Origin of the sequence: Pelovirga terrestris, assembly GCF_014773365.1 — a bacterium.
GTDB lineage: Bacteria > Desulfobacterota > Desulfuromonadia > Desulfuromonadales > Geopsychrobacteraceae > Pelovirga > Pelovirga terrestris.
The window spans coordinates 1-1,075 of the sequence record NZ_JACWUN010000041.1 but is presented as its reverse complement, the minus strand read 5'-3'; the positions used below and the strand labels follow the sequence as shown (position 1 = coordinate 1,075).

1 protein-coding gene is annotated in these 1,075 nt (G+C 60.8%); it reads right to left on the bottom strand.

Annotation, left to right across the window (positions count from 1 at the left end; translation table 11 throughout):
• On the bottom strand, positions 1-827 hold an 827-nt coding region (locus ICT70_RS14780; protein ID WP_191157995.1), incomplete at its 3' end, for a DDE-type integrase/transposase/recombinase.
• Positions 828-1,075: the final 248 nt, after the last annotated feature.

The window sequence follows — 1,075 nt, the reverse complement described above, 5'->3', positions numbered from 1 at the left end:
GTCTTGTGCTCAATGGCCAGCCTGGCCAGCCCCTGGCGGGTCTCCTCGGCGAGCATGGCAGCTCCATTGTCGGTCAACAGAGCCCGGGGCAGACCCCGTTTGAGGAAGGCCTGGGTTAGGCCGTGGATCAGGGTCTCTGCCGTTTCTGCCAGATAAAACTGCAGATGGCAACACAATCGGGAGCGGTCATCGATAATGGCCAGAGCGACCGGCTTCTGCCAGCGTCCGGCCGTATCAAGAATTTTCATTCGGGCCTGATGATAATCGAGATGCCACAGGGCATGGACGTGGGTCGCTTCAAAGCTACGCACCTCACGCTGTTCAAGCCGATCAGCAGCGCGGCTTTGTCCGGCGGTTGGTCGCGCCGGTTCACGTCGCCGCACCCAGCCGTGTTCCTGCATGCAGCGGCGGACGCTCTGGTAGCTGGGCAGTGATCCTAATTCCGGCTGTCCATCGATCCGGGCACGCAGATTATCGTAGTGCAATTGCACGGACCAGCGCCGGTGCTGGTGATACTGCTCTTCGAGGGCCTTGAGCAAGGCGTCACAAAGAGCCTGACGCTTACCGTGGTCACGGCGGATCCTGCGACCGAGGGCAGCAACGGGATCGGCAGCGTCCCTGGCCTGGTAGTACCAGCGTTCCAGCGTCGAAAAGCTGACACGCATCAGACCCGGTCGCAACGGATGTTGCCAGTTTTTCTCAGCAAGTTCCTGCAGTCGCTGCTTCAGCTGTCCCGGTTCCGGCGGGTTCGAGAGCAGTCCGCCGATGATCGAGAAACGAAAGTGGGCCCAGACTTGCCACCTGGGCGGGTGTAATTCTGCCATCATCACCTCCATCCGGCCGCTTGACCCGTGTCCGGCATGGTCACGACGGTAGCGGCCCATCAACGAAGGTGATACGACAGATGCGTCTGTCAGACAGCGGCCCATCTTTTGCGTGAGGTATGTGCTTGATGGCGCCTCCCCCATTAAACGGGATCCAAAAGCGCCTGCAGACACCTGATCAGCCCGGCGACAGGATCACTACGCGACCGGATAAAGCGCTCTATCAACCCCTGCGGAAGGTCCTGCGGCGC